Annotated in this window: 13 protein-coding genes; 5 read left to right on the forward strand and 8 right to left on the reverse strand. The window is 49.5% G+C overall.

What is annotated here, in order from left to right:
• Positions 1–3 precede the first annotated feature (3 nt).
• Positions 4–402: a hypothetical protein gene (locus ACN0YR_RS10055; protein WP_417849082.1), complete on the reverse strand. Its 399-nt coding sequence runs from the start codon at positions 400–402 to the stop codon at positions 4–6.
• A gap of 272 nt (positions 403–674) precedes the next feature.
• Here ACN0YR_RS10055 and ACN0YR_RS10060 point away from each other — a divergent pair, with 272 nt between their 5' ends.
• Positions 675–2,654: an AAA family ATPase gene (locus ACN0YR_RS10060; RefSeq protein ID WP_417849083.1), complete on the forward strand. Its 1,980-nt coding sequence runs from the start codon at positions 675–677 to the stop codon at positions 2,652–2,654.
• Positions 2,655–2,926: 272 nt separating this feature from the next.
• Here ACN0YR_RS10060 and ACN0YR_RS10065 read toward each other — a convergent pair whose 3' ends face one another.
• Complete coding sequence (locus tag ACN0YR_RS10065; protein ID WP_417849084.1) at positions 2,927–3,325, reverse strand: response regulator; 399 nt, start codon at positions 3,323–3,325, stop codon at positions 2,927–2,929.
• 491 nt (positions 3,326–3,816) lie between these two features.
• Between ACN0YR_RS10065 and ACN0YR_RS10070 the strand changes: the two genes are divergently transcribed.
• The gene (locus ACN0YR_RS10070) at positions 3,817–5,400 is read left to right on the forward strand and encodes an HD-GYP domain-containing protein (protein WP_417849085.1); all 1,584 of its coding nucleotides are present in this window, start codon (positions 3,817–3,819) and stop codon (positions 5,398–5,400) included.
• Between the two features lie 156 nt (positions 5,401–5,556).
• Here the strand turns inward: ACN0YR_RS10070 and ACN0YR_RS10075 are convergent, their stop codons facing one another.
• The 4 genes from ACN0YR_RS10075 to ACN0YR_RS10090 all read right to left on the reverse strand — a co-directional run bounded on the left by ACN0YR_RS10075 (position 5,557) and on the right by ACN0YR_RS10090 (position 12,383).
• The gene (locus ACN0YR_RS10075; protein WP_417849086.1) at positions 5,557–5,994 is read right to left on the reverse strand and encodes a GNAT family N-acetyltransferase; all 438 of its coding nucleotides are present in this window, start codon (positions 5,992–5,994) and stop codon (positions 5,557–5,559) included.
• Positions 5,995–6,179: 185 nt separating this feature from the next.
• Positions 6,180–9,734: a hypothetical protein gene (locus tag ACN0YR_RS10080; RefSeq protein WP_417849087.1), complete on the reverse strand. Its 3,555-nt coding sequence runs from the start codon at positions 9,732–9,734 to the stop codon at positions 6,180–6,182.
• 145 nt (positions 9,735–9,879) lie between these two features.
• A complete protein-coding gene (locus ACN0YR_RS10085) occupies positions 9,880–11,658 on the reverse strand; it encodes an Hsp70 family protein (RefSeq protein ID WP_417849088.1) in 1,779 nt (592 codons plus the stop codon).
• Positions 11,659–11,840: 182 nt separating this feature from the next.
• Positions 11,841–12,383: a DUF2760 domain-containing protein gene (locus tag ACN0YR_RS10090; protein WP_417849089.1), complete on the reverse strand. Its 543-nt coding sequence runs from the start codon at positions 12,381–12,383 to the stop codon at positions 11,841–11,843.
• Positions 12,384–12,528: 145 nt separating this feature from the next.
• Between ACN0YR_RS10090 and ACN0YR_RS10095 the strand changes: the two genes are divergently transcribed.
• From ACN0YR_RS10095 to ACN0YR_RS10105, 3 genes are all read left to right on the forward strand, one after another.
• Positions 12,529–12,771, forward strand: a complete 243-nt coding sequence (locus ACN0YR_RS10095; RefSeq protein WP_417849090.1) for a hypothetical protein — start codon at positions 12,529–12,531, stop codon at positions 12,769–12,771.
• A 604-nt stretch (positions 12,772–13,375) separates the two neighbouring features.
• Positions 13,376–13,810 (forward strand): STAS domain-containing protein, encoded by a 435-nt coding sequence (locus ACN0YR_RS10100; RefSeq protein WP_417849091.1) that lies wholly within the window; start codon positions 13,376–13,378, stop codon positions 13,808–13,810.
• Between the two features lie 83 nt (positions 13,811–13,893).
• Positions 13,894–15,180 carry a GspE/PulE family protein gene (locus tag ACN0YR_RS10105; protein ID WP_417849092.1) on the forward strand — a complete coding sequence of 429 codons (1,287 nt, stop codon included), beginning with the start codon at positions 13,894–13,896 and terminating at the stop codon, positions 15,178–15,180.
• A gap of 141 nt (positions 15,181–15,321) precedes the next feature.
• On the opposite strand, the gene ACN0YR_RS10110 is transcribed toward ACN0YR_RS10105, so the two are convergent.
• On the reverse strand, positions 15,322–18,693 hold the full coding sequence (locus ACN0YR_RS10110) for a hypothetical protein (RefSeq protein WP_417849093.1): 3,372 nt from the start codon (positions 18,691–18,693) through the stop codon (positions 15,322–15,324).
• A 123-nt stretch (positions 18,694–18,816) separates the two neighbouring features.
• Positions 18,817–20,085 (reverse strand): ArnT family glycosyltransferase, encoded by a 1,269-nt coding sequence (locus tag ACN0YR_RS10115; protein WP_417849094.1) that lies wholly within the window; start codon positions 20,083–20,085, stop codon positions 18,817–18,819.
• Positions 20,086–20,250: the final 165 nt, after the last annotated feature.

The raw sequence follows: 20,250 nt of genomic DNA on the forward strand, positions 1-20,250 counted from the left end.
TTTTTATGGACTGATAAAGTGCTGGCGCAGAGACCACAAAATCCGCCGGGAGAACTGCTCGAATTCTGATTTTTTCCACGCACGGGATTGCGGGACAATTGTGACATCGACTTGCGAGCAGGCAATCCCAGGAAGTCGCAGCGATTCTTTGATTGAATCTTCTTGATCGACCTCTTGTCGAATATGCAGAGTGATCTCCACTGGTCGCTCTTTTGAACATCGGTAGAAGAAACGCTCCAGGAAGGTGTTTCCAACACGAAGTTTCAAATGATTCTCAGCCACATCGAGAATTCTGGCGTGGTGATCTTCGATAAAGCCTAATGCTTTAAGCAGCAGAAGGTCTCCGAGGTTCGTGGTATAAAATCGATCTTCCACGGCTAACGCAGATTGGTTGAATGGCATTGTTCTTTGAATCAGTATGAGAAGAAATAGCGTTCATTCTCTACTGGGGCGGATTGCGTGCCGACAAAGATTTTTTTGGATCTCCGGTTGAGGGAGAGTGTCGTTTCTCGTTTCACATCAACATGTTAAAGATCGTTGCAGGACGAAACTGTTGCTATGATGCATCGACGAAACGTTGAGAAAACACAACAACCAGAGTTGCAAAATGGCATCATTTGCGACCATTTGACCAAAGTTGATCACACTTAAAACGCTGCTGCGGAAGGTTTCCCATGAGCACTGCGGACACTCTTGAAGATCTCAGCTCTCGGATATTGGCGGGCTATCCAATTCTGTTGCTGCAAACTTATGAAGAGCAGCGATGGGAAGAAGACATCGCAGAACTGGCGATGGAAATCGACCGTGGTCTCGTATCCTGGTCAGTCACATCCGGAGCACGTCCCCCGATAAAGAATGACTCGAACTCACTTCTCGGAACAATTGCATTTCTCGACCAGGTCGTGAACGACTACCCGGGAGATCATATTTTCCTGCTTAAAGATTTTCATCGCTTATTGGATGACTACGAAGTAGTCCGCAAAATCAGAGACATTCTTCCAGAACTCGTGCAACAACGAAAGACCTTGTTGTTCATGTCTCCAATAGATGAACTTCCGCTTGAGCTAATGAAAGACGTCGCAGTTCTCGAATTACCACTTCCGGGGCCGGATCAGATTCGTGGTTTGATCTCTCAAATTTTCGCTGAGCAACAGGCAGAAATTCCCGCTCACATTAATGACAAGCAAGAGGACCATCTGATCAAGGCTGTACTGGGACTGACATACGAGGAAGCACGAAAGTCGATCACGCAGGCATTGCGAGGCCGGGAAGAAATCAACGACGAAGTCTACGCCTCATTGGTGGGCGAAAAACGCAGGATGGTTCAAGGTTCAAACCTGCTGGAGTTCTTTGATCTCGAAGAGGGACTCGAAGATGTGGGTGGTCTCGAAGGCTTGAAAGAATGGGTCTTGCAACGTGCCGAAGCGTTCAGCACGGATGCGCAAGCACGGGGAATTTCGAATCCCAAAGGTGTGCTCCTCGCAGGAGTTCAAGGATGTGGAAAAAGCTTAAGTGCCAAGGCGATTGCCCGACTGCTTGGTTTTCCATTAGTACGTATGGATTTGGGAAATCTACTGGAGTCGAGTCGCGGAGTTTCAGAACAGAACTTGCGGGATGTCTTGCGTGTGATGGAAACGATTTCTCCAGCAGTATTATGGTTGGAGGAAATCGACAAGGCCTTCGCAGGATTCGAAGGGGATGGTCAAGGTGATGCGACCGTCTCTCGTGTCTTGGGACGATTTTTAACTTGGCTTCAAGAACACCGAGAGCCAGTCTTCGTCGTGGCGACTGCAAATCAGGTTTCGAGCCTTCCGCCTGAACTGCTTCGCCGAGGACGCTTCGACGACCTCTTCTTTGTCGATCTACCAAACTATGAAGAGCGGCAGTCGATTTTTGAAATCCATCTCTCAAAGAGAGGCTGGAAGCCAGAGAAATTTGATATTGAAGACTTGGCAAACCAAACTGATGGCTACAGCGGAGCAGAAATCGAAACAATCGTGAACTCCGCCATGATTGAATCTTATGCTGCAGGCCGAATGCCGACTCAGGAAGATTTGCATGAAGCAAGAGAGCGAACTGTCCCCCTCTCGATCACAATGGAAGATGAAATTTTTCAGTTACGTGAATGGGCTCGAACACGATGTCGCCCCGCGACACTTGATCATCGGGTGATGCGGATCATGGAAGAAGAGACGCGTCGTGGTGAGGCCCCCGAAGAAGAGGATGTCGTTGTCCCAAAGTGGCAACAACTCGCAGAACATGGTCAGCTGGGACCAGCGATTATCGAGCAGATCCGATACCACGACCACCTTCATTGGGATCGCTTGTTGAGTGACCTCGGGAATTTTTTTGAGGTGTCCGGAAACTATGGGCTGGTCATTAAAGCGAATCCCAAAGTTGTCATCTGGACAAGAATGAGCCGAGAAATTGTCGACACGATATCAGGATTCATTTCAGGAAAACGAATCTATCTGCATGAGACTGACATTGAGAACTATGCAGCAGCGAAACGCCTCAATCTCCCAATGACTCCCGAATTACCCGAAGAACGAGTTGTCACACCGGTCTGGCTGCCGACAAAATTTCGGCTGTTACCACCTGAGCAGGGAAGCGGACGCTTCGCGCGCGTCGCAAGAATCAAGATGGGATCTTAACGCAGCCAAGCCAGTTCGATGGACCCGTTGAGTAGAAAATACAAAGCGTTAGAACGGCCGAAGATCGACTTAGAGCAGTTTGCTCTACCGTTTGCCCGTGAAGAACGCATTCCTCTAGTAAAAAGGCTATTCGCCACGAGGCAGAACCTGCAAACCAATTCGAAAGATGCTCTAGAGTAACATCAAACGAAATCGGATTCGATCAGTTAGGAGAAAACATCATTCTCACAGAGGGAACGCGTTCTCCACGTGCACACAGTCGAGAAAATTATCTAGGAGATTAACGGAGTTGGAGAAAGTGTCCGTTTAACAGTCTCAACAATTTGGCGAGGACTGAATGGCTTGTAAATCACAGCAGCGATCCCCACTTCGCGCTTCAAGCCTGGAACATCAATTTCGAAGCCTTTAGCCGAAACGAGAATGACAGGGATGTCGGCATTCAGTGGACATTGCCGAAGTAGCCGGCAAAGTTCATCCCCTTCCATCTCTGGCATTTGAAAATCGGTCAGCAGCAGATCGAACGGTTCTTCACATAACCGTTCCCAAGCAAGAAGTCCATTTTCCGCGACTTCAGCTTCAAAACCTGCGCGAGCTAAATTCAATTGCATCACTTTCGCCATCACGCGGCTGTCTTCCGCGATCAAGACTCGCTGTTTCATTTCAGAAATCATAGTCCTCGATCCTACACAACATTTTTAAAATGGTCATAAGGTTCTGGCGATCACAAAACGTCTTCATAAATCGGTTTGGAAGTTCGTCGAAATTGTTCTTAAGACCCGTGCTGTGAAAAATTGGACGCGTTTGGTGTTACGATTTCAGAAATTGAGTTGTCGCTGGTGGATGGGTGATCTGACAAGCCTTTGTGTAAAACATTGCAAACCACAGTCGTGGCTGACAGATCTTGCAAATAGGAAAACATGGGGGGCAAAACGCTTGCAGTGAAAAACTCTGCTGAAAGTTAGGTCACAGTCATCGGGAGGCAATGAAAATTTGACGTTTTTTCTAAGCAAGGCATCCAGATCTCTTATCGTGACGTAGAATTTCACTGCAAAAACACGATTTGATTGGAATCTCCTAAAACTGATGACGTTCGTGGCCATACTCCTTCAGCTTGAAATTCGTTGATTGGACGCTACGTGTCACTTCCACTTTGAATTTCTCAATGATAATCAATACCAGAAAGAGTTCGATTTTAGGGAAAGTGATTGAGCTCTCCTCAAAATCGATGGGAATCACGTTCTCGCAAATTCCGTCTCAACTATCACCACGAGGAACCGAAAGATCAGGTTCGGTGAAGGTGCATGTAGAGAATCTGGAATCCAGCTTTGAAGTGACGTTCTCATTTCGTGATGGTGATGATGGAAACCCGGTCTCCATTTCCGGGATCATCTACTCGCGCGAGGAGGAACTTGTCCGAAGACTTTCAGAAACAACCGCCGAGTTGATTCAGAAAGATATCCAAATCCAGGATCATGAATCTTCTCTCGACGATTACGCGTCTCAAATCAGCCGTGATTTTGAAGAGCTCGTCTGGACGCGAGAACTGGCGAATCACATTCAGCAAACCGATTTGAGAAACCCCCTCTTCGAACTTGTCGATCAAATTTTCCCGACTCTCCTGGATACGATTCAGGCCTCACAACTTTCACTGATCCAGTATGGCTCGCCGGTCATCCCTTCGGGCGAGAATGATTCGTTCCCGCCTGGACAGTTATCGTTTCGTCATGTTGGCAATGAAATCCTTGATCAAGATTCGATTCAATCTCTTTTGAAGCGATATTCTCATCAGGCTCGCCAACATCCCGTTGTCAAAAACCAATGTTCAACTTCTCAAATTGGTCAATTGCGAAGTTTCATTCTGGTACCGATCCATTCAAGAAATGAAGAATTCGGCTGGGTGCTTGCCATCAACAGGACGGATTCAGCGGACGTTCTGCCGTCATATTCTGATGTGAGAAAACATGACCGACATCAGCCAGAGTTCGGAACATTCGAAGCAGGGCTAATGCAGTCGTCAGCTTCCTTCATTGCTTCGCATGCAAAAAACTCAACACTGTTTCTAGAACAGAAAGACCTGCTGGTTGGCATCGTTCGAGTCATGATCAACACTGTCGACGCAAAAGATCATTACACTTGCGGTCATAGCGATCGAGTTGCTGCGATCTCTCGAGTCATTGCCACGAATCTGCAACTTTGCGAGCGTGAATGTGAAGAAATCTATCTGTCCGGCCTACTGCACGACGTCGGTAAAATTGGAATCCCGGACCACATCCTAAAAAAGACAAATCGCCTGACGCAAAAAGAATTTCATCTTCTCAAACAGCACCCTGTGATCGGTGCTCGAGTTCTGAAACACCTCAGTCAAATTTCTTATGTGTTACCGGGGGTCTTGTACCATCACGAGCAGATCAACGGTTCCGGATACCCTGAAGGGCTTGTTGGTGAGCAAATCCCATTAGCTGCGAGGATTATTTCTGTCGCCGATTCGTTTGATGCGATGACTAGCGATCGCCCTTACCGCAAAGGGATGAGTCCAGAAGCAGCACGAAGCATTCTCCAGAAAAACGAAGGCCCACAATGGGATGAGGCTGTCCTCAATGCCTTCTTTAATGCCTGGGAAGAAATTCAAAAAATCTGCCTGGATAGTTCGCTGAGTAAAGCCAGTTTACAAACGACCGTCCCTGCGGATCTCATCTCCCGGGCGGTGGAAATGACTCACACCGGAATTGGAGTTGAGTCAGTCTGATTCGTTTTGTGAAAGTCGTGGAGCGTGAGAACTTCAGAACTGAACTCACCGGACAGAATCTTCAACATTTTCAGCATGAACCAAAGCGGTTCCGTGCTCTCATCGACTCACCCATTCTTTTCGAGCCAGTCGCTCGATTGACACTCAAAAAGTTGCTCAGGCTGGTAGAAGAATTTTCTCCATGCGGATATGTGGAATCCCGACACTCAAGAATTGCTCGCCGACACACCTGTACCCCAGTTTTTCATAAAACGGGATCGCCGGCACACGAGCTGCCATCTGAATGAAAGAGACTCCATCATTCAGCAAGAAGCGTTCGACCTGTTGCACTAAGAATCGGCCGATACCTTGAGCCCGGAACTCGGGCGCGACGCACATCTGTCGGAGAGTCACTCCTGTTGAATCTTCAGGAACAATTAAAACGTACGCGACGAGTTGCTCATCGACAATGGTTCCGAAATGCAGGTATTGAGCTTCCCGACTCAGATCTTCTTCGAACAGGTCCAGACCGATTGGACGTCTTAAGGTCTCGTTTCGCAACGCGAGTGCGTGTGAGTACCATTTCGAATCGATTTTGAAGTTGAGGAACTGCATGCGGAGTCAACCTGGCGATGCGGATCGACAATCGCTGAAAATGAAGTCGGCTTGGCAAAAGCTATGGCTGTCTGAATTTCGGTTAAAAGGAAGAGCAATTATTGGGCATCATCGGTGCCTCGTGGTTGCCACTTCATGATGTCATGCGAGTGAATTCCACGAGTACATCGAGATTTGAATAAGCTCTATTGGCCTGCCGAAATCACTCGAACCGGCTCTTCGCGATTAATTGCTTCTTCGTAGTCATCGGAGATAAGTGCGACTTTCACTTTCTTTTCCCCGACCTCAGCTGCGGTCAACACGATGTCGTAAGTCTTTTCGGTGTTCGTCGCCATCTGCAAGACGGGCTGGAAGATGACTCGGCTCCCTTGAACATCGTAATCACTTGGTCCCGAAGCTGTGCTGAATGTCAGACCAGCTGGAATTTCGAAAGCAGCCTGCACGTTGGTCGCCGATGCTGTACCGTCGTTCTTCAGTTTCAGACGGAGCGACACCTGTTCGCCAACCTCGACTGTCTTGTTCTCGCCGTGGACCACCGCTTCAAGTTCTGCAAACCCTTTAACGCTCAATGGAGTAGCGACTTCTGCTCGATTGCCGCTGAGGTCTTGAGCAATCAGTTTTCCAGTCAATTCCCCAGCTTGTTTCGGAATGACATCTGTCACGATCTGTTTCGTCTGTCCGGGCATCAAGCTTGGGATACTTCGTTGAATCACACGACGTTCTGGATCCCAGCCTGCATCCGGATTGACAGGTTCAACGGAAACGGGAAGTTGCTCGACAATGGAAATGTCAGTCAGTTGACTACTTGAATCGTTAGTGATTTCAGTAATGAATTGTGCCGGGCGACCAACGAATCTTCGTTTTGGTCCAGTCCGAGTGATGCGAAGTCGTGATTCCAGAATGTGCAAGTCAGCGCGGTTTTCTGCATGATTTTTCCCATCCATCCAGATCAAGACTTTCGGAGTGGACACACCAACTTCATCTGCGACAACAACAAGTTCGACCGTTTTAGATTTCCCGGCTTCGATCTCGTTCAAGTCTGCTTCAATATCGTTGCCGTTTGGATGCTTCAGCGAGGGTGGTAAAATGGCTCGCAACACAACATCTTTGGCGTTCCCTTGTCCCGTATTTCGAACGGTAAACTTGTATGGGACGTTTTTCCCAAGCAGCGCTTCTGTGGGACCATCGATTTCAACCGAAAGTTCTGGAGCTGTGACTCGAATACTGGTTGTGACTGAGGCCTCAAATGAGACCGTCGCGACCGATCCGATATTCCCCGACTCCAGCGGAGTGACTTTCAACTGAATTGTTCTTTCTTCTCCAGCCGGGATGACTCCCAACTCCCACGAAAGTTTATCCTGAGTTTGAACAGCCTGCGGAATTGTTCCTTCAAGTCGAGTTCCTCGAGGAATTCGATCTTCAACAACGACAGAGCGTGCTGTGCTTTGACCGACATTCCGGATTCGAATTGAATAAATCAGAGGCTCTCCGATGGAAGCTTCTGAAGGGGCGATTTTTTCGATTTTCAATTCTGGTGACTGTGGACCTGACCCAATTGTGGGGTCGATCGTCCCGTTCCCGACAAGATCATTCGTGGGCTTCGACTTCGCGAGAGTTGGCTCAGAAGTTGTGTTGGACAACTTCTCCAACTGAGGTCGCTCATTCCCTGACATCTGCCCGCTTTGCCCTAACGGGAAGACTCCACTCTCTGAAGCAGCTGGAGTTGGTTGGCGTTCCGTAGGGATCGATGAGTTCGGAAACCCTCTCGGTTCGACTGATCCACCTGCTTCGGGGATCGATGAGAGTGAATTGTTCACCTTCAACGGAGTCGCTTCCGGCAAGCTTGATTTCTCAGCAAAGGGAGAAGCTGAGCTTGGTGAAGCGGCTTTGACCGGGGTTGATGTGGTGGGGCCAGGTGTTTCAGTGAAATAGGGATTTCTGAACGAACCCGTAGTGCTGTCCGCAGCGGGAGCGATTTCTGAATTGGTTCGGTTCGTTGAATTCAGCGGAAGCCCCCCCGGCTGACTTCCAACCGTCAAAGAGTTGGAACTTTGCGTTGATGGACGGATTTCAGGAAGATTGTCTCTTCCAACGGGATTTAATTTTCCTGGCAACACGAGTGAGTCACCAGACTCTGATGGCGACTCAGCTGGTGCTGACGTCAGTGGAATTGGCTCTTTCTTTGACAGAGGCAACAGCGGTTGCGGTTCGAGCATGCGAGGAGGCTGCTCGTCATTGAGTTTCGGTGCTGTTCGTGGAATAGAGCTCGTTCCAGGATTCGGCGGGAGCGGTAATCCGGGTAACGTCGTTCTGCTTGGTGGAGCAGAATTGAATTCTGCAGGTGGAAGTAAATCTTCTGGCACGGCATCCGCGCCGTTTTCTTCTGGTTGTGAGCCGGGAAGAACGGCTGTCTTCAAGCCTGGAGAAAATGGATCGTTAGAGGCTTCCGGAACTGATGGCAAAGGAGCTGGTCTGTTGAAACCGGCGTCAGCGGGAGGAAGTGGCTTGAACTTATTCTCCCCCATGACTTCATTTTGTTTTTTCGCGAACGGATTTGGTCCCAGCGATGATGGAACGACGGGCTCATCATTAACTGGAGCGTTCTGTCGGGATGCGAATGGATTGCTTGCTTCTCCACTGGCAGGTGCGATCGGTGATTGTCCCAGTTCCTCTTCGTCAGCTTCCTGACCGAGAGCAGTCACAACTCCGCTCGGACTCGGTTTTGGACTTGGAAGATTTCTGCTGAGCCCGAGAGTCGGCAGTGCTTCTGGCGAGAGAAGAATTGGACCTGGCTGCGATGCTGGCAAACGTGTTAGCCCAGCTGGGAGTTGATCGTTGTTTGCAGCGAGTTCGTCTTCGGTTGCCTCGGGTGCGGGCTGTTTTGGGAGCGCAGGAAACGGAGCAGTCAACTTCGGTGAATTGTTTTCGGAAGCATTGTTTCCTGATGGGTTGCTCGCTGAATCATTCGTCGCTGAAACATTGTTTGCTGAAGGTCCAAAAGGATGTGAAGACGGTTTCTCTTCAGGCTCTGAATTCCCTCCCGGTGCGACTTCGAATGAAGCGAGTGCAATTTCAGGTGCTTCTTTCTCGTCGGGAGCTTCCGCTGAAACCGGAACAATTTTGTTTTCGGGGAGATCAGGAGTTTCTGGTTTGTCATCCAGCATGGCGACGGAAGGAATTTTTTTTCCGGAAGCCGAATAAAAACTGAGCGGCATCACAGGATTTGCGCTCTGCGGTTCCAATTTTGAGTCAGCATTCGATTCGGGAGATTGCTCCGGAAGTTCCGTGAGCCCTTCAGGAGGGGCACTATCTTCGATCGGTCGAGCGTTGTGATTCTCGGCGATTGCAGGAAATCTTTGGGGAGCCGTGTCAGCTGTCGTTTTTTTTTGTTCACTCAGCTTGGGAGTGAATTCCATTGGTCTGGCGACAGTCGGTTGAGGCCCACTCTCCGTGCCGTGAGAATGACTTGCGACGCGCGGCGCGCTATCGTTGATCAGAGGTTTTTCTTGAGTATCAAGAGTGATTTCCTTGAATCCGAGATCGGCACTGGACTCATCGGATTGCGGAACCAAGCCATCAGTCTCACCCTCTTGGCCTTCAGCCGATTCGAGTGACTTAAACTGATTCGGATCCGTTTCGACGGTCGTGCTCTGGAGGCTTTCGTGAGCTTGCCAAACCATGAAGCAACTGCCGCCAATCACGCCGATCAGAACCAAAGATTTCAGGAACAGGTTCTGCATTGGGGGAATCCTTTCCCTAACTCAAAAAAGCCTGCATTCAAGCAGGAGATTACAAAATCCATTTTGGAAAGTGGAGTCATAGCAAAATTTTCAAAACGGAGTAAAGATGAATCCGGTCAGACAATCATGCCAAATACCGCAAAAATCAGGACTCATCGTCACGAACACTGAATTCCAGCTTCCACTTTTGGTCTGAATTGACTCCTACGCACCAGAGTTCGAAGACACCAAGTTCGGTGATTCGGGATTGAAACCGAACCGGAACTGAATAGCCATCTTCGCTTTCCTCTGAGGAAAGCGTCGCTTCAAGAGAATCTGTTTCGACAAGTTCATCCGGAGCCCAGCGAGCTAAAATCTCTCCCGGTTTGTCCTCCTTGCGAACGGCCGAGCTAAAGAAGCGGAACTGTGCTGGCTCGCCGACAATCAGTCCTATTTCCGAGGAGGGAACATCTGTTTCAGTCCCTTCTTCCATCCCTCTCGGGACCACACACAACGCATTCAATGGACGCGCCAGTCCCGGGACTGCGAGGCCTGCTGTCTCGACCCCGATGTAATAAGAACGAGCGGTCCCGCCTCGAATTCGCACGCCTTGATGCTCCTTCGTCCAGCCATAGTACGCTGCTCCCCGCGCGACAGCGTTATCGAGATCACGTTCTCCGACAAGAATTTTAGGTGGATTCTCCGGAAACCAGCCTTCAAGGACTGAAAGGAGCCGATTCGACAACTCAGCAGCCTTGAATACTCCACCGTTTACGAGCAGGTCCGTTGGCTGAACCGGCGAGTCTCCGTCTGCATGTTGGCTCAGGAATTCTGCAATATGACGAGTAATTCCGGTCTCTGACTCGTATGGGAGCCCGAGTTGTTGAAATCCCGATGCTCGCTGCTTATGAGCCTGTTCACTCAGATCACACTCAGGCAGGAAGCCGTCGAGAAGCAAAGACTGGACTTCGCTTTTCTGCAAATCAATTGAGACCGAGCCACCAATCAGCTTCTTCCCTCGCCCAGCGACCGAGATCGATTGCGTTTCAGGACCATCCTCTTTGAGGAGCAATTCTTTTGCTGCTCGACAAGAGTGCCAAAGCGAAACTGATTGCCAGGGATCGAGTTGGGTCCCCTGCTCCGCGAATCGTGTCGAGGCCAGATGAGCCAAAGCGAGATCCATATTGTCCCCCCCAACGAGGAGGTGATTTCCGACAGCGACTCTCTTTAATTCAAGTTCACCTTCGCTTTCAGAGACCGTCACCAAAGTGAGGTCGGTCGTCCCGCCACCGACATCCACCACGAGGACGGCATCTCCAACGTTGAGGATTTTGCGCCATTGGTTTCCAGTTTCGTTTAACCAGGAATACAACGCCGCTTGCGGTTCTTCCAAAAGAACAAATTCTTCCGGAAGACCAGCCTCTTGGGCAGCTTCACGAGTCAGTTCTCGCGCACTGGCATCGAAGGAGGCCGGCACTGTGAGAACAACTTGCTGATCAGCGAGTTTGCTGTTCGGGAACTGATGATTCCAGGCTGCGACGATGTGCTGCAAGTAGGCAGTTGCCGCCTCAACAGGTGAAATTTTGGTCACATCATCCGGAGCATTCCATGGCAATATTGCTGATCGGCGATCCACTTTGTGGTAAGCCAACCAGGATTTCGCACCGCCAACCGTGCGGTCAGGAACATCTGCCGACTGTCTTCTCGCAAATTCGCCAATGACAAATTGCGGAGACTGATTCCACGGAAGCTCAAACCCCTTATCGTCTTTGAGTGGAAGATAGATAAAAGACGGGAGAGACGTGCGATTTTCGATCGTCCCCGGTGCAACCGTTTGCGGGATTTCCAGAAGTGAAATCTCAAAAGATTCATCCCCGTAAGGAACATAAGCAACAACAGAATTTGTCGTCCCTAAATCGATTCCGATAATATATTCGGCAGACATAAATTGCTCTACAAGCATTAACAAAAATTGATCCGACGACTTATCATTGTTCTCTCAAACGCTGAGAAAACTTCCCCTGAGGTCACTCTCGGATCGCTACTGTGTACACATCCTACGTGGGAGAGATTGTAAATCGAGTCAGCAATTCGAACAAAAACTGAGCTTCGCAGGCACAAACAGCTTTAAGAGATCTCGACTTCTGCAGGCGCCAGAATGTTTTTGTTTTGCTCTTTGCCGACCCAGTCCGGGAGGGCACATTTCGCTGCTTTCCAGCCAGAGTGGACGAGAGTTCCAGAAACGGGACGAGTTTCGACCACGTTTCCGATCAGGCGGACTTGAGACGCATCGGTGTCCTCCGTGACTTCAATTGTCACACCTTCTTCTTGATCGAGACAAGCCTGCAGGCTGAAGTAGCGATCAAAGACTTCACGGCAACCACGGTGAACGTCACGTACGGCAGCACCGACTTGTGCATCCTGATATGTACTGAGATCCTCTTGAATGAAATCGAGCAAGCGGGCTTCTCGCTGTAATGCTTCGAGGAGGGTCAAAGCTCCGTTTCTCGGTTCTGGCTTCGGCTTTGCGGGCGGTTCCTGAGGCTTGGGGGCTGGTTGTTCGATTTTCGATCGAGCAGAACCTTCAGCGATCTCGTCTAACTGCTTTGCAAAGTCCGCATTTCCAAGAACTTTGAAAAAGGTCTTGAATGCAAGAATGAAACGTCCCATCGGGAAAAGTCCTTGAGATAGATCCAGAAAACTTCGATGAACTTCCTGGGTATTTTGGTAATTCAAAAAACGTAAATTGAATTCGTAGTGACCGGCCAAGCGTCGAGAGTACGACACTGAAACAGCCTGGCGACGATATTAGTCAATGATGGACTCGATTTCACTTCTCGAAGTATGGATTCCAACTTCCGAAATGTATGAACGTTTGATCTCCGAAAGTCCTGACGGACTAGGATCGAGTCGAGACGCCAAGACACCGCTGCAACCACGTGACATGTTCATCAAACGTGACTGGAAGCCCAATCGGCTTCAACGCACCGCAGATGGTACTAAGGAGCGATTCCTGAGGTTGAACATCTTGGCAGTAAAAAAAGGGGAATTGTCCTGAAATCGTATCCTGCCGAGGGACATCTGACGATATCTGAAATTCAGGGAAGCCAACCGGAACAGAGAGACATTGAAAGTGGATGGTGGGTAGGGAGAATGAATAGCGGTCCCGCCTTTCTTCCTGCCCACTCTTTTCTCGGGAAGAGTCACTTCCCTGTGAAGTAATCCTGTTGCAAAAGTTGGTTCAACAAGGAAACTCTGCACTTGAGCTGTTGACCAGAGAGTTTGGGATAACGCTTCAGTCACAGCAATTTTTTTGATGAACCGCGTTCTTCACGGGAACACGGTTGAGCAAACTGCTTTAAAAGCAGTCTCAGAACCTCTGGAATCGCAACCTTTCTCTGTACCAGAGAAGTGAACAGAAAGTTTTGAGACCAGTTCTAAAAGAGTTTCGCCCCACAAAGCGCCTCTGTCCCCTGAACTTCCTGCATCGCCAAAGTGAATCACGATGCTGCTCAGCAAGTCGATATCTGGGTTGCGTTCCGGAAACGAATCCCGGACAGTACAATTCTATCGATGTTCTTGTAAAAAAACGGGGTATCTTGTTGTTGTCATCGACCGTGCCGTATCAACTTTCTGTTTACCAGACTCATATCGAGGTCACGATGAACCCCCTCATCGCTGATGGGTCGTGGGCAGATATCCAGAAGCTCGGCGATGAAGTGACACGTGAAACTCAGCAACAAAAATGCCCAACCTGCTTGATGGATCTCTCTTCTCTGGATTACATGGGAAGCTCACTTGTGGCTCTTCTGGTTCGGATCTGGAAAGATGTGAAGGAGAGAAAAGGAGAGATGGTGATCGTCGCTCAACACCCTCTCATTCGTGAAACGATCGTCCTGGCTGGACTGGACAAGCTCTGGGCAGTTTATGGTGATATCGACGCCGCCTATCAGGCAATTGGTGTGCCGCTGAAGAATAGCGACACCCCAGGAAACTTAACGTCGATGCTGAGTCAGCGAAAATTTACTGTCGGGATTGTCGTGCTTGTCATTCTCGTTCTAAGTGTGGCACTCTTTGCGATCAACCAACAACCGTAGCGCACTCAGTCCGTCGAAATGCGTTGAGCTGACAGATGGAGTGCTGACAAACGCAGTGTTATTGAACCGAATAAAGGGAAAAGATGGCAGACGAAGCAAACTCTGATGTTTCGGCAAGCAAGATCGAAGTCAAAAATCAAAAGAACGACCCAGCTATCCCTCCCGAAGCACGTCAGCGAGCCTTACAAGAGGAGTTAAGCAGTCTGATCGACCTGGTTGGCGTCGAACCGTTGGTCGACATGCTATTGGAGCGGGCCTTTCAACTCGGTGCGACTGACATTCATCTCGACCCACAACCTTCGGGATTGAACCTGCGTCTTCGCCTCGATGGGATTCTGCATGACATTCTTCACCTGAAAGCGGACTATGCGCCGCATATGATTTCTCGCATCAAACTGATCTCGGGGATGAACATCACCGAGAAGCGACAAGCACAAGATGGCCGCATCTCAAACGCGATGTTGAACCAGGCTCGCGACATTCGTGTTGGAACGGGGCCCACAATTTATGGCGAGAGAATCGTCATGCGGCTGATGCCTGACCATACTCAGTTTACATCACTCGATGAACTCGGGATGCATGCCAAACAAATTGAAGCGGTCAACAAAGCAATTCGAACTCCTCATGGAATGATCTTGAGCGTGGGACCGGTCGGGTCCGGAAAGAGTACGACAACATATAGTTGTCTGGAAGCGATCAATTCACCAGAACAATCGCTGGTCACGATCGAAGATCCGGTCGAGCGTCGTATTGCAGGAGTGAATCAGATTCAGATCGACAATAAAATCAAATTTGGTTTTGTCGAAGCGCTTCGTGGAGTTCTGCGACAAGATCCAGACGTCATCATGGTCGGCGAGATTCGAGACGCGGAGACGGCCCACATCGCGGTCCGGGCCGGGTTGATGGGGACACAGGTCCTCAGCACGTTGCACGCGGGAGACACTGGTTCAACGCTCGATATGTTTCGTGAGTTTCAAATTCCACGAATGTTTCTGTCGGACGCCATCAACTGCATTATCGCCCAGCGACTTCTTCGAAAGATCTGCCCCAAGAGCAGAGAAACTTACACACCTGACAGTTCTGCCTGCCAAATGCTTGGCATCGATCCGCAACGAGCCAGCCACACGCAACTTGTCCGTGGAGTCCCCTCGGATGAAAACTTCCACACTGGCTACTTCGGTCGTACTGGCGTGTTTGAAGTGATGGCGGTCGATAACGAATTGAAACAGCTCATTCTCTCCGGAAAATCAGGTCGTCAGGTTTACGAACTTGCACGGGAGAAAGGAATGGCAACTCTCGAACAGAGCGCCCGAGAAAAAGTCCTCTCCGGAATCACAACAGTTGAAGAACTGATTCGTGTCACTGTTTGACAACGGGTCGAGCATCATGTCCCCGTGAACTTCACCCGTATCGCTTCAGTGACTGCTTTCCACATTGCAGAACAACAAGTCAAATAGCCCGGCATTCGCTGTGGCCGTGTGGCACGATGACATTCGAAGCTCAACGGAGGCTTATCGCACTGGTGATCGTTGAGAAGGAGGGCGGAACGTTTGGCCTTTCTCGATCGCTTCCGTGAATTCACGAAACGCATCATCCAACGGACCGATTCGAGGTTGTACAACAGCGACAGGTTCGCTGACTGTCCCCATGACCTGAACTCGAATCCAGTTGTTTCCGAGAATTTTGGTGAGAGGCCTTAAGATACGAACGCTGGTATTGGGGCGAGAGTCAAACGAAAGATTAATCAACGATTGCCCTCCTCCGGCAAAGCCGACGAACCCTTTACCAATCAGGTTCAGAGCATCTCCTCGCAATTCAATTCTCGAGAAATCCAGGAGCTCATTTTGAATGTCGAACTCGCCGTATGAATAATTGAATGCGGTATCACCAACCGGTCGAAAATTGATCAGCGAGAACATTTGAGCAAATGCTGGAAGATCCATGATCGCTGCCGGAACGATTTGCACCCACCCCTTTCCGACCATTGCTTTCGCAGAGGGTCCCATACCTCGCATCGAAATCAATCCATTCACCTTCCCCTTCAGGTTGCGAGCATTCTTGAACTGATCAGCTGCCCAGGTTGCGAGTTCAACATCGTTGATATTCACTTCGGCTTGATACTGAGTAAGCTCTGGGCGATCAGCGAGTAGAATCGCTGCATCGAAACCGATTTGACCGTCATACAAATCAGCCCGAAGCTGCTTGTTTGCATAGGGATTCGCCACGGTGAACTGCACGGGAGGATTGATAAATTTGGGTTTTCCAACCACAAGTCGACTCTCTTCCAAATGGAACGGAGACCGTACGTTTGAAAATGGAATTCCCATCGCGATTGCGTATTCGAGATCAATGGCCCCCTCCATACGCAGCTTCTGGCCATCCCATAATCCGTCCGTGATATCGACTTTTCCGGTGACGTTTTTCAGCGGAACCCCTGCGATCAGAGAGTTGTTTTTGAGGATTGCTTGAAGGTTCCACCGTGCGGTCACGATCTCTTCATCAGAGACCCAGCCACGCATATCGACGGTGAGATGGACGTTAACATTTCCTTGCAAATCCATCGCTTTCAGCGGAGCAGAAATCGCTTCCGGTAATGCTCGTTCGAGTTCGTCATCGAACTTTGCCTGAACCAGCTTCAAGTCTCCAAAATGAACTTCCCAGGCAACTTCACCCGTAGGAGGGACTGCCACAAACGCTGGCCATTTTGGATCAGCCCCGTTGATTTCCAGATATGATGATCCGTGCCAACCGTGCAGTGAATGAATATTGAGTCGCTGCCCATCCCAGTCCAATGCTCCGACAACATCGGTCCACTTGTATGGAAACGACGCGGGAGTAATCGTTCCATCTTTCCACTGAATTCCATTGAGAGTGACGGCAGTGGGAGTGCCCGGACTCCACGCAAGAGCGATTTTATCAATATCAATTGTTCCACCGAGAGCGAAATCGTCCCAGACCGTCGAGATGTGCGGAGCACTGACCAGCGACGCTTTTTTCAAATCCCCATCAATCGGGACTCGAACTGCACGAAGATCCAACGACAGTTGTCCGGGCGACTTTTGAGAATCAAATCTTCCACTCCCGTTCAGGTGAGCATGTCCGTGGCGTGCCTTCAAATCACTGAAGTACCAGACATCCCCCTTGAGACCATCAAACGATAGGTCCCCACTAAAATTTTCCAGTTCATAGGGAAAGCCAACGAAGTTCAGCGACGACTCTCGGACGTTGCCGACGAGCTGCATTTCAAACTTATTCTGTGTGGTCTCGTCTCGAACGAATCGAGCCGACAAATCGACGACCCCTTTCATTCGCAATGATTCGATTGCCGATTTTACGCCCGCCTGTTCGCGACGACCAAACGCATTGATGAACATATCATCAATCGGAACGTTGTTGACCACAATCGAAAACTCTGCGTCTCTATTTTGTGTTCCATCTCCAAAACTTCCGGTCAGCTGAAGCGGATTCCCCGCAGCCTGTCCATTCATTCGAATTTGGAACCCGCCTCGCTGATGAACAATCTCTCCCGAAACCTGCTCAACAGGATAGCGAAAGTAATCATGAACAATTCGACAATCACGAGCTGTGAATTTCCGTAACTTTCCCGACCAGTCTTTCCCCGCCAACTGAGAGACATCGACATCGAGGTCAAAAATCCCCGACGGGCTGAGTAATTGATAAAGACGCAACAGGTCGTTCGGTAAAACCGATTGAATTCGCTGATCAATTTTTAAATGAGTCGCTTTCACCACGAAATTTTTTGACCAGTCCAGTCCGACTCTTTGAGCGACCCCATCAATAAAAAGCGAGCTTTGATTATTTGAAGCTTTAAAGTTTTCGATCTTCAGCGTATTCGGAGTCGCTTCGATTTTCGCTCGCACATCGTATAGCGGAATGGGAAGAAACAGATCGGAAAGCTGCCCATGTTCAATTTCTGCTTGAACAGAATAATCGAGAGGGGCATCTTTACTTGTTCGACCTGCAGAAAATTGAAGTTTCAGATCTGCACGAATGAAGGACTCCCCACCTTGAGGTGTCCCCTCAGGAGCAATCGCTAACGGGATTCCCTGAGCATTTGACGAGACCGTTCTGAGCTGCTGGTTTTGCCGCACCCGTTCTTGGCGGGCAAGATATTGTGGAGTCTGGTGAAGTTCAGCGAGCTTTGCTCCGACCTCGGGTATCCAGAGTCCTGTCTTCTCCAGCATCGGTTCATTGATGCGAATTGTGCCCGCACTCCCAGCGAGTTTCCATTCTCCAGTCTGAGCGTCCAAAAGGCCATTCAGCGTCACCGGCCCCAGTGAGTCCGCCACAGCTCTTCCTACGATTTCATAACGTTGGCGAGCCTCTGGCGAAATTTGTAATTCGATCCCCTGACACAAAATCGAATGCACCGGCCCATTGGGAATTGATTGCAGCCCAATCCGAATCTGCCCGTTCTTGATGACGACTGCAGGGGAATACTCTTGCTTTGGCTTTGGTGGTGTCAGCTCTTGCCAATTCCAGAGTCCCTCTGCATTCCGTGTGGCGAATAGCTGCGGAGAGTTCAACTCAATCCGTTTGACCAGAATTCGCCGCGAATCCTGTAGCAGTTTACCATCGACAGTCACTGTCAACTGAGGGACTTTTGCCAGAGGGGTGCCACTCTTTTGTGATTGAATGTTCAACTCAGTGATCACGAGTTGCGAACCGTTGACCAGATTCGCACTTTGAAAACTGACGTCACAATCAACAAAAATTGTCTCGATCGCTTTTGTGACCGCATTATGGATCAGCACATCTTTTTGCGACCAAAAGTGCAAACCGACAGCGCCAGCTGCGATGACAGTCACCAGCAGCAGCATCAGCATCCATTGCAGTGTTCCTCGGATTCCGTCCCAAGTCACAAGTTCGATCCGTCTAGAGCATCTTCGAAAAAAATGTTCGCATTCTGTCTCGTAGAAATGAGCGATTCACCAGATGCAAATCACTCTTCACGAAGACAAAAAACACGAAAGTGGCCTAAAACATTAATCCGTTCGCCGCTTCGATCCTTCATTCAACTTTCCACAAATCGACAAAATGCCAATCGCTGAAAGCACCAGCAACGGGGCTTCTGCGGGGAGTCGATAACGTAATGAGCTGACGAAAATCATATGTAAGCCCGCGAAGTAGAATATCGGGCCGACACAAACGGCAATAGACCAGTTTTCCCCCCAAATCTTCCAAGACCCCCAGGCTGCCAATAAAAACACAGGGATTGTGTACAAACAAAGACCAATCCGTATGAATGCTTTATCGAACTGTGCGGCATTTGGCCACGGCTTCCAATATCGCCACAACTTCGCCCCCGCCAGAATGACGACTTTTGATGGATTCGCTCTAGCGAACTCCCACGACCTCCGTTGGTACTCTTTGTCGACTTCATACTCCGTCATTTCGTTGGGCAACTGATCGACATCGAAAAATCGCATGTCACTCGCCCCCGTCGCTTGCGGATTGAGTCCATCATACAAACTCGGTCCCATCCAAAATGTTGTCAGCTTGAAGTGTCCAGAAACAATTTGATTCCGAACTCCCCAAGGGAGCAAGACGAGAATCATCCCCAACGTCACCAGAACCGCAGCGATGCCACTGTTCCGACGTGGTGAAATGAACACAAGCATCAGGAATCCCAGAAGAGGACCGGCCAAAAGCCAACTTGGTTTCATGTAAACGCCAAGCCCGATCAGAATTCCAGTCAAGAGTGCCCACCAGCAAACCTGCGAAACCGCCGCCTTATCCTGAGTCAGTTTCTCAATCAGCGAAACGACTCCAAGCAGGGACAACAACATCACAAAACCGAAGAGTGTCTCAGAAAGAATCACCCCCGAAAACCCAATCGATGCCGGGGAAATCGCTAAGAGGGCAGCCGCGATCAACCCTGCTGCAGACGAGTGAATTCGCTTCCCAAGCAAATAAAGCAATCCGCACGAGAGGGCTCCCAATGTTGCCAACACAAGACGAGCAGCGAATCGGCTCTCGCCAAAGACTGAAATCGAGATCGCCAAAACTGCGGGAAGTCCCGGCATGCGATGAACAGACCGTGGCGGAGAATGGATCGCATAGTCTTCCCCGTTAACGATTGTCTTCGCCAGATCCCAATAACCTTCTGCATCTCCTGAGATCAAATAATCTCGCCCCGTTGCATCGAGGCGTTCCTGCAGCCAGACAACGAATCCGACTCTCAGCACGAGTGCAACCAGAAGAATCAGCAATAGCCATCGACGATCATATTGAGAGTGACACGCCGATTTCATAGGGAGTCTGCTTTGTGATTCAATTTCAATAATGAAAAGTGGATGAATTTGAGGGAAACCCGGTTTCAGTCTATCTCACGCGAGTAGATTTTGAACAGCATGATTTTCTCACTTTCAGACGATCCTGCTGTTACGTTTGCCCCATGTTTGTGAAAACGATAAAAG

This window comes from Thalassoglobus sp. (genome assembly GCF_048270125.1).
Lineage (GTDB): Bacteria > Planctomycetota > Planctomycetia > Planctomycetales > Planctomycetaceae > Thalassoglobus.

Excerpts from the sequence above, each read along its gene's own strand:
- ACN0YR_RS10055 (WP_417849082.1), bottom strand. The coding sequence starts at position 402 with ATGCCATTCAACCAATCTGCGTTAGCCGTGGAAGATCGATTTTATACC.
- ACN0YR_RS10060 (WP_417849083.1), top strand. The coding sequence starts at position 675 with ATGAGCACTGCGGACACTCTTGAAGATCTCAGCTCTCGGATATTGGCG.
- ACN0YR_RS10065 (WP_417849084.1), bottom strand. The coding sequence starts at position 3,325 with ATGATTTCTGAAATGAAACAGCGAGTCTTGATCGCGGAAGACAGCCGC.
- ACN0YR_RS10070 (WP_417849085.1), top strand. The coding sequence starts at position 3,817 with ATGATAATCAATACCAGAAAGAGTTCGATTTTAGGGAAAGTGATTGAG.
- ACN0YR_RS10075 (WP_417849086.1), bottom strand. The coding sequence starts at position 5,994 with ATGCAGTTCCTCAACTTCAAAATCGATTCGAAATGGTACTCACACGCA.
- ACN0YR_RS10080 (WP_417849087.1), bottom strand. The coding sequence starts at position 9,734 with ATGCAGAACCTGTTCCTGAAATCTTTGGTTCTGATCGGCGTGATTGGC.
- ACN0YR_RS10085 (WP_417849088.1), bottom strand. The coding sequence starts at position 11,658 with ATGTCTGCCGAATATATTATCGGAATCGATTTAGGGACGACAAATTCT.
- ACN0YR_RS10090 (WP_417849089.1), bottom strand. The coding sequence starts at position 12,383 with ATGGGACGTTTCATTCTTGCATTCAAGACCTTTTTCAAAGTTCTTGGA.
- ACN0YR_RS10095 (WP_417849090.1), top strand. The coding sequence starts at position 12,529 with ATGATGGACTCGATTTCACTTCTCGAAGTATGGATTCCAACTTCCGAA.
- ACN0YR_RS10100 (WP_417849091.1), top strand. The coding sequence starts at position 13,376 with ATGAACCCCCTCATCGCTGATGGGTCGTGGGCAGATATCCAGAAGCTC.
- ACN0YR_RS10105 (WP_417849092.1), top strand. The coding sequence starts at position 13,894 with ATGGCAGACGAAGCAAACTCTGATGTTTCGGCAAGCAAGATCGAAGTC.
- ACN0YR_RS10115 (WP_417849094.1), bottom strand. The coding sequence starts at position 20,085 with ATGAAATCGGCGTGTCACTCTCAATATGATCGTCGATGGCTATTGCTG.